Below are 7,849 nucleotides of genomic sequence, written 5' to 3'. Positions count from 1 at the left end.
AATTATTCCGCCGCATAGCAGTGCTACGAACATGCTCACTAAATCTGCGGTTCCGACGGTAAAATCCATATGGCCATTGTTTCCTTGCTAAAGAGACAAATTAACCTCCGGAATGTTTGCTTTGCAAAAAAAAACAATTTCCTGCCCTCTGATGTTGCTGTTCTATAACTGCTGTATGAAAAAAGAAATTGCGCCATATGTGGCTCCCCCGAAAAAAAAGATCCGCCTAAACGATTATTCCACCACATATAGCGGCCCCCTCGACAAAGAGACTGGTCAGCTGGAACTGGAAAAGCTCAAGAAATCACTCCATACCAGCCAGGAAAAATTATATGCTTCTGGTACACATGCAGTGCTTGTCATCATCCAGGCCATGGACGCAGCGGGCAAAGACAGCGCAATTGAACATGTTTTTTCCGGGATCAACCCCCAGGGCTGCCAGGTGCATAATTTTAAGACGCCGACTTCAGCAGAATACGGCCATGACTTCCTTTGGAGGCATTATACAGCGCTACCTGCAAGGGGCAAGATCGGTATCCATAACCGTTCACATTACGAGTATGTCCTGGTTTGCAAGGTACACCCCGAGTATATTTTAAATGAGAATTTGCCGGGTTACACCTTACCTGACCAGATCGATCAGCGGTTCTGGAAGAACCGGTATGAGAGTATCCGAAATTTTGAAACCCACTTGTCAGCAAATGGAACTGCGGTGATTAAAATCTTTCTGCATGTCTCCAGATCAGAGCAAAAGCAGCGTTTCCTGGACCGGATCAATGATCCGGAAAAAAACTGGAAGTTTGCCGGCGGGGATTTACGGGAGCGGGAGTTGTGGGATCAGTATCAGGTTGCCTATGCGGAGGCAATTTCAGCGACTACAACCCAAACCTGCCCCTGGTACATTGTCCCGGCGGACAAAAAATGGTATGCCAGACTGATCATTGCCAAAATCCTGGCCGAAACTTTTGAAAAGCTGGATTTACGTTTCCCGGTTCTGGGGAAAGATGAGCAATCCGCCCTGGCAGCCTACAAAAAGGAGCTCGAAGGAGAAAATGAATCCAGCTAAATTTTCTTAAAAATACCCGGCCACTGCTTTAAACAATTGCTTCCTTATTGTACTTGTTCCGGTATGCCAGCGGTGAGATCCCTGTAAACCTCCGGAATATTTCACGGAATGCTTTCAGGTCCGAATAACCCACCTCATACATCACTTCATTAATTGTTTTGCGGGTAGTTTCAAATGATTTTTTTGCCGATTCAACCTTCACACGCTGTACATATTCTATAGGCGTATTTCCCGTTGCCTTTATAAACCGCCTGTCGAAATTTCTCCTGCCAACAGAGAACTTAGACGATAAGCTCTCCATCGAGATTTTTGTCGTTAACTGGCTTTCAATATAGGCCTGGGCCTCCTGGACCATCTCATCGCCATGCTGCTTTTGACCTTTAAATATGATAAACGGCGACTGGCTTTGCCTGTCCATTTCAATCTGGAAAACTTTGGAACAGAAAATCGCCGTCTGGCGGTCATAATACTTCTCGACAAGGTATAGTGTCAGGTTTAAGAACGAATAGGCACCGCCATTGGTATAGATGCCATTCTCGTCGGTGATCAATTCATCGGCTTGAAGGTTTACATTGGGAAATAAGGTCCGGAATTTATTGGCATAGTTCCAATGGGTGGAGCAGTTTTTGCCGTCAAGTAAACCTGCTGAGGCAAGCATGAAGGCGCCGCTGCACATGGTAGCTATTTCTGCGCCGTTTTTATATTGCCTTACAATCCAGTCAACAATACCGACATTGCCCTTCTGGGCTTTTTCATAGCTGCCCAAAGATGGGATAATGATCAGGTTTGTCTTATCGATTTCTGAAATGTGCGCATGGGTCTTCACTGAAAAAAGACCGCTTGCCAGATCAGTGTTTTGCGTTATGCCTGCTATTTCGATCTTAAACAACTCCTTGCCGCCGTTTTCCTTATGGAATTCATTGGCCCTGGTAAATATTTCGTAAGCGCCTGCAATGCAAGCGACAGTACCGAGGTTTGTCTGGCCATCCGGGGCGATGATAGTAATGTGCTTCATTGTTTTTCTTGCAAATATAAAAAATTTTCATGTCCAAATCAACCCGCTATAATGTCTATTTTGACCTATCCTGAGGTGTGTAGTTTGCCTGTAAATTTGTCAATAACTTAAACAACAGATCCTATTATGAAAACATCCGATTTCACTACCTCCTTATTGGTAGACAAAACACAGAAAGAAGTTTTTGATGCAGTCAACAGCCCTCAGAACTGGTGGCCGGGAGACATTGCCGGCAGATCAGAAAAAATTAACGATGAATTCACCTACCGGTATAAAGAGTTTCATTATTCAAAGCAAAGGGTAGTAGAAATGGTGCCTGATCAGAAAGTAGTATGGCTGGTTACCGAAAGCCAGCTTAACTTTACCGAGGACGTCAATGAATGGACAGGCACAAAAATCATTTTTGAAACCTCAGAAGAAGACGGTAAAACCAGGTTAAATTTTACCCATCAGGGATTGTATCCGGGAGTTGAGTGTTTTGATTCCTGTTCAGGTGCGTGGAGCCAAATCATTCAGCAAAGCTTGTTCAGCCTGATCACAACAGGAAAAGGAGTGCAGCTTATTTTGGCTTAATGATGAAATTTAACCATTTATATTAAAATCTAAAAAATATGAAACTTAAAAGTTTAGTACTCGTACTGTGTTTGATCATAGCCAGTCAATTCACAAAGGCCCAAGTAAATACCGCTGATCTGGTAAAGGAATGGGAAAGGTCGAAGGCTTATACCCGGGAATATCTGGATGCCATGCCGGAAAACGGTTATGCTTTAAAACCTACTCCGGAAATGCGGTCTTTTGCGGAGCAGCTACTGCACCTGGCAGATGCCAATTACGGTTTGGCTTCGGCTCCTGTCGGCACTAAAAGTCCGTTTAGTGTTGGAGAGCTGGAAAAAAGCAGCGATAAATCTAAAACTAATGTGAGTAACCTGGTGATGGCCAGTTATGATTTTGTCATCGACAACTTAAAAAAAATGTCTGAAAGTCAATTGGATGAAACCATTAAAATGCTTGGACAATTCGATATATCAAAAAGAACAGCGCTGGCTAAAGTTTTTGAACATCAGGCGCATCACCGGGGACAAACAACGGTATATCTTCGGCTGGCAGGCGTCAAACCGCCTCAGGAAAAACTCTTTTAGAAATCAATATGAATCATTATCAAACATTTTATGACCTGCATCAACGGGAGCAGCCCCTGCTGATCGGCAATGCCTGGAATGCCAAAAGCGCTCAAATTATTGAGAAGGCCGGATTTGATGCCATTGCGACTTCAAGCGGAGCTATTGCTGATTCGCTGGGCTATAAAGACGGTGAAAATATACCATTTTCCGAAATGCGTTATATTGTCGAGCGGATAAGGTCAGTAACCAGCATTCCGGTTTCAGTTGATATGGAACGGGGATACTCAGATGACCTGAAACTTGTGACCGAACATATCCAAAAAATGTTGGACCTGGGCGTAGCCGGCATTAACCTGGAGGATCACCAGGGTGAGGAAATATATCTGAAGAAATTATATGCCATCAGGAACTACCTGCAGCAAACCAATCAGCAGTTGTTTATCAATGCCAGAACAGATGTTTTTCTTCAAAAATTGCCTGATCCCCTGGAAACAGTCATCATCAGGGCCGGACTGTATAAGGATGCCGGTGCTGACGGTCTTTTTGTGACCGGGGTGCAGGATGCCGGAACGATCAGGGAAATTGTGTCAGCTGTTTCAATGCCCGTAAATGTGGTGGGCCTTTCGCAAATATCATCCGTTTCGCTGCTGGCAGAGTGCGGGGTGAAAAGGATCAGTATGGCCGGAATTTTATATTCAGCAGGGTATAAAAAAATTGACAACCTTGTATTGACCGTTAAGGAAGAAAATTCATTGGCGGGTCTGTATTGATTGATCTGATAATCCCGGAGAAATCCCAGAGAAATCCCGGAGTAATCGGCGAGTTGGCTTATCCTTGCAAGACCCCACCGTTATGGTTGCTATATCTGCGGATACGGCAACCATATCGCAGCTATATCGTAATGATACGGCAAGGATATCGCAACACTGGGATTTCTCAGTAATTTCTCTGTGATATCCACACGATTTGCAGGAAGTTTTTCTATAAGAAGCATTCGCTTATTGAACAAAGTCCAGTTCAACAGGCTCAGTCGATTTAGCTGGTTTTTTTCTGCTTTCTTTGATTTTAACAAAGCTGAGGCTGAAGGATATTAGTAAAAGGAAAACAGTCATCCAGATGACTTCATGAACCCCGTAGTGGGCAATGACAAAACCACCGAGTAAAGTCCCCAAAGTGATACCAGCGTTAAAGAAGGAGGGAAGTAAACTATTGACAAAATCCAGCTTCGGACCGCGCACACCATTGATGACCTGCAGATTAGCTACCAAAAAACCTCCGGTATGAATAAAACCCCAGACAGAAAGGATGGTCACCATTGGGATAAAGAATCCGCCTAATTGGTAAGCCAGCAGATGCATTATCGCTAGCGCAATTAAAAACACACGGCTGGTCAGCTGTATGTTTTTGCTTAATGCAATGCCGGTTAGCCAATTTCCAAGTATTCCTGTCCCGCCAAAAATCAGCAGCATGATACTGATCTGTACTCCGCTCATTTTTGATACCTTATCTAAGTATTCGGCCAGATAGCCATAAGTGGCAAACATGCCTGCCAGTATCATCGTTGAAGTCAAAAGCCGAATCCATAGTTGTACGCTGCTTAGTATTTGAAGCTGACTTTTAGGGTTTGCCTGTTTTTCGGTGACCGGCATAGAAGGAACAAATATGGCCAGCGCAGCAAAAGCGAACAGGTTAATCAATGCTGAGAGTACAAATGATGCCCGCCAGCTGAACAGATCAGCTACATAGGTGGTCAATGGAACGCCCAAAACAGTTGCTATACTCAGACCGCCCATCACTATGGCAATTGCTTTAGGCGCATCTTTTGGCCCGGCCTGTTTTGAAGCGGCAGTCATCGCTACTGCCCAGAACACTGGGTGTAAAAATGCCGGTATGATCCGGGCGATCATCAGGACTGTGAAATTCGGCGCTATGGCTGAAAGCAAATTGGAAATGACAAATATGGCCAGCACCAGGCACATGATGATTTTACGGTTCATTTTCGCGGTAAGCATATTGGTAAAGGGGCCTGCTAGTGCTACTGTTAAAGCAAAGCCGCTGAGCAGCCAGCCGGCAGTATCTACTGATATATGAAATTCTTTGACCAGGGCCGGTAATATACCGATGACACCAAATTCTGTAGTGATGATTCCAAAGGCCCCAAGAGCCATGATATAGATAGATTTATTCATTGATTTAACATTTAAACATTCAAATATTTCAATATATTAAAGCAGTTTATTGCTTTTTTAATTTTTAAAAGGTAATTTTCCCTAATCTTTTAGCTCATTCAAGCTGGCGATGTATTCATCCAGTACCTGCTGATTCAGCACATACTTGATGTTGCGTCCTTCTTTTTCAGGTAAAAGCAGTTCAGCATCTACCAATAATTTCAAATGATGTGAAACGGAAGGCTGGGTGAGGTCTAACAGGTCATTTACTTCAGCACAGTAAAGACAGTCTTTCTTTTTTTTAAACTCCTGTAAAATAGCGATCCGGCTGACGTCGCTCAGTGCCTTGGATATCCGCTCTATTTTTTTATTGTCCATTGTTACGACAGCTCCCGATTATTGGTGATCCTTATCGCAGCAAAGTTAAATATATCTTTTTATATATAGAAGTATTTCTATGTATAAATATAATTTCCAAAGGGTTTTTAGGCTGCCGTTTTATGGTAGGGCCTTAAAAATCAGGCAGGAAGGTCCTTTGATACGAACGTTGTGGCCGGTATCTGCCAGCAATCCGGTTTTTTGGTTGCGACGGAAGACAACAACATCACCGCTGATTTCATTGGCAACCAGCAGAAATTTACCGGATGGGTCAATGACAAAATTCCTTGGGTGCTCGCCGCCGGTGGGCTGATAGCCGACTAAGGATAAGCGACCGCTGGAGCGGTTGATGCCAAAAATGGCAATGTTGTTTTCCTGCCCGCGGTTGGATGCGTACAGGAATAGTCCGTCTGGGGAGATGTGGATATCTGCGCTGCTGTAAGACTCATGAGGCTGCTGGTGTAAGGTGACTTCCTGTATGGAATCCAGTCTTCCGTTCTGATTGGAATAGGCCGTTACCGCACCGGAAAGCTCCGAAACGCAATAGGCAAACCTGCCGTTGGGGTGAAATGCCATATGTCTTGGCCCGTTGCCGGGAGGAGTTTTGATGGCCGATTCCTGGCTTAAAGGTTCGGCCAGTGATGAGGTGAAGGTGAAGCGCCGGATCTTATCTGCCCCTAGATCCGGAAGATAGACGTACCGCTGGTCGGGCGAGAAATTGACGGAATGGATGTGCGCAGACTTTTGCTGGGGCCTGATGCTGGAGTCCTTAAATAAGCGGATTTGAGTAGCCTTTTTTATCTCACCTTTTTTGTTCAGCGGAAAGGCTGCCAGACCGCCGCCGGTATAACTGCCGCTGATCAGCCACTTTTCCTGCCGGTCTAAGGCTACATAAACAGGATTTGCTGCTCCTGTTGGCTGCTGGCTAATGAACCTTAAACTGTCGTTCCGGAATTCGAAACTGCTTACGCTGCCCAGTTGCCCGGCCCTTGATTCGGTACAGGCATACAGGTATTTGCCGGTTCTGGACAGTGCCAGGTAGGAGGGATTGAGTACTCCTGCACGTTCGGTAAGCTTGGTTAAGCTTCCGGATGTACCGTCAAAGCTGTAAATGTAAATGCCCGGAAGACTTTTGTCGATGTTATAGGATCCGACGAAAAGAAGGGTTTGCTGCGCCTGTAAAAGCTGCGAGCTTAAAGTCAGCAATAAAAAAAGGAGAAATGTCTTGCGCTGCATAGCACAAAAGTAATATCCGCAGACTAATTTTCATGCAAATACAATTGATTTGATTATATTGTATTTGAAAAAGAACAACAATTGATAGGGCTGAAAGTAAAACCAAACTTGCAGAGATCAAAACAAAGCCAACTCGGGCAAGTGTAGCAGACTTTAAGTAAACAAACAGCAGGCACATCAAACTTTTTAGTTTGTGCGGGGTTGTATAAATGAAATCTAAACAAATAGCGATGTCCATCTTTCTCGAATTTCCTTCAATTGAAGATTATCCCATCTATTCTACAGTTGATAATGCTCAGGAGGGTGGTCTGATTCCTGCAGCTGCTTTCAACTGGCTCATGACGCTGCAATTTTCTGCACTTAAATCCCCGGAAATTTCCGGTTCTACGGTTAACGACGCGGCTCCGGATGACCTTAGTACTGTTTAAGGTTGCCTTCACCAATTTACTCTCCTTACTGTGTTTCCGGACTTGATGCATTGCAGATCAAAACAACCGCTGCAATTTTGTTGCCATCCGGATCCGATTCGAATGTAACTATCGTTACCCTGTTGCCTATTTTCAAATTGGACATTAATATGGCACCTGCTGAATTTCTGATCTTTGTCCTGTCAGTGAGCTTGATAAGCTGTTTGCGGCCGTCGCGCGATTTAACGGTGATGGCATGACTTCCCAGGCTGACAATCATCCCGAGTCCGCCTGTTCCACCGCAGGGGTCATCGCCTTGTGGCATTTCACCGTCCCCCACATTAGCCCGGTTAGATTGACCGTGCACAACCGCAGGTTCGAAACTTACCGGCAGCCGCCCCTTCTGATAAACAGCAGCAATATAAAACACGACCAAAGCAGCAGCAACAAAAAACAGA

General features: G+C 44.7%; 10 protein-coding genes. 5 read left to right on the top strand and 5 right to left on the bottom strand.

Annotated features, from left to right (window positions below):
- Positions 1–175: 175 nt before the first annotated feature.
- Entirely contained in the window at positions 176–1,066 is an 891-nt protein-coding gene (locus VK541_RS21920; protein ID WP_324372664.1) for a PPK2 family polyphosphate kinase, read from the top strand.
- Positions 1,067–1,094: 28 nt separating this feature from the next.
- Here VK541_RS21920 and VK541_RS21915 read toward each other — a convergent pair whose 3' ends face one another.
- A complete protein-coding gene (locus VK541_RS21915) occupies positions 1,095–2,081 on the bottom strand; it encodes a GlxA family transcriptional regulator (protein WP_324372662.1) in 987 nt (328 codons plus the stop codon).
- Positions 2,082–2,207: 126 nt separating this feature from the next.
- Here VK541_RS21915 and VK541_RS21910 point away from each other — a divergent pair, with 126 nt between their 5' ends.
- From VK541_RS21910 to VK541_RS21900, 3 genes are read left to right on the top strand one after another with little or no spacing between them, the layout of a single operon-like run.
- Positions 2,208–2,654, top strand: a complete 447-nt coding sequence (locus VK541_RS21910; RefSeq protein WP_324372661.1) for an SRPBCC domain-containing protein — start codon at positions 2,208–2,210, stop codon at positions 2,652–2,654.
- A 38-nt stretch (positions 2,655–2,692) separates the two neighbouring features.
- A complete protein-coding gene (locus VK541_RS21905; protein ID WP_324372660.1) occupies positions 2,693–3,220 on the top strand; it encodes a DinB family protein in 528 nt (175 codons plus the stop codon).
- 8 nt (positions 3,221–3,228) lie between these two features.
- Positions 3,229–3,972, top strand: coding sequence for an isocitrate lyase/phosphoenolpyruvate mutase family protein (locus tag VK541_RS21900; RefSeq protein WP_324372658.1), 744 nt, complete (start codon positions 3,229–3,231; stop codon positions 3,970–3,972).
- Positions 3,973–4,200: 228 nt separating this feature from the next.
- On the opposite strand, the gene VK541_RS21895 is transcribed toward VK541_RS21900, so the two are convergent.
- The 3 genes from VK541_RS21895 to VK541_RS21885 all read right to left on the bottom strand — a co-directional run bounded on the left by VK541_RS21895 (position 4,201) and on the right by VK541_RS21885 (position 6,984).
- The gene (locus VK541_RS21895; RefSeq protein ID WP_324372657.1) at positions 4,201–5,391 is read right to left on the bottom strand and encodes an MFS transporter; all 1,191 of its coding nucleotides are present in this window, start codon (positions 5,389–5,391) and stop codon (positions 4,201–4,203) included.
- 81 nt (positions 5,392–5,472) lie between these two features.
- The gene (locus VK541_RS21890) at positions 5,473–5,748 is read right to left on the bottom strand and encodes a metalloregulator ArsR/SmtB family transcription factor (RefSeq protein ID WP_324372656.1); all 276 of its coding nucleotides are present in this window, start codon (positions 5,746–5,748) and stop codon (positions 5,473–5,475) included.
- A 120-nt stretch (positions 5,749–5,868) separates the two neighbouring features.
- Complete coding sequence (locus VK541_RS21885) at positions 5,869–6,984, bottom strand: lactonase family protein (RefSeq protein ID WP_324372654.1); 1,116 nt, start codon at positions 6,982–6,984, stop codon at positions 5,869–5,871.
- Positions 6,985–7,214: 230 nt separating this feature from the next.
- Between VK541_RS21885 and VK541_RS21880 the strand changes: the two genes are divergently transcribed.
- A complete protein-coding gene (locus VK541_RS21880) occupies positions 7,215–7,412 on the top strand; it encodes a hypothetical protein (protein ID WP_324372652.1) in 198 nt (65 codons plus the stop codon).
- 25 nt (positions 7,413–7,437) lie between these two features.
- On the opposite strand, the gene VK541_RS21875 is transcribed toward VK541_RS21880, so the two are convergent.
- Positions 7,438–7,849, bottom strand: a 412-nt coding sequence (locus VK541_RS21875) for a hypothetical protein (protein WP_324372651.1), incomplete at its 5' end; no start/stop codon positions are given.

Source organism: Pedobacter sp., from assembly GCF_035317785.1.
In the GTDB taxonomy this organism is placed as follows: domain Bacteria; phylum Bacteroidota; class Bacteroidia; order Sphingobacteriales; family Sphingobacteriaceae; genus Pedobacter.
This window is presented reverse-complemented; position numbering and strand designations above follow the sequence as displayed.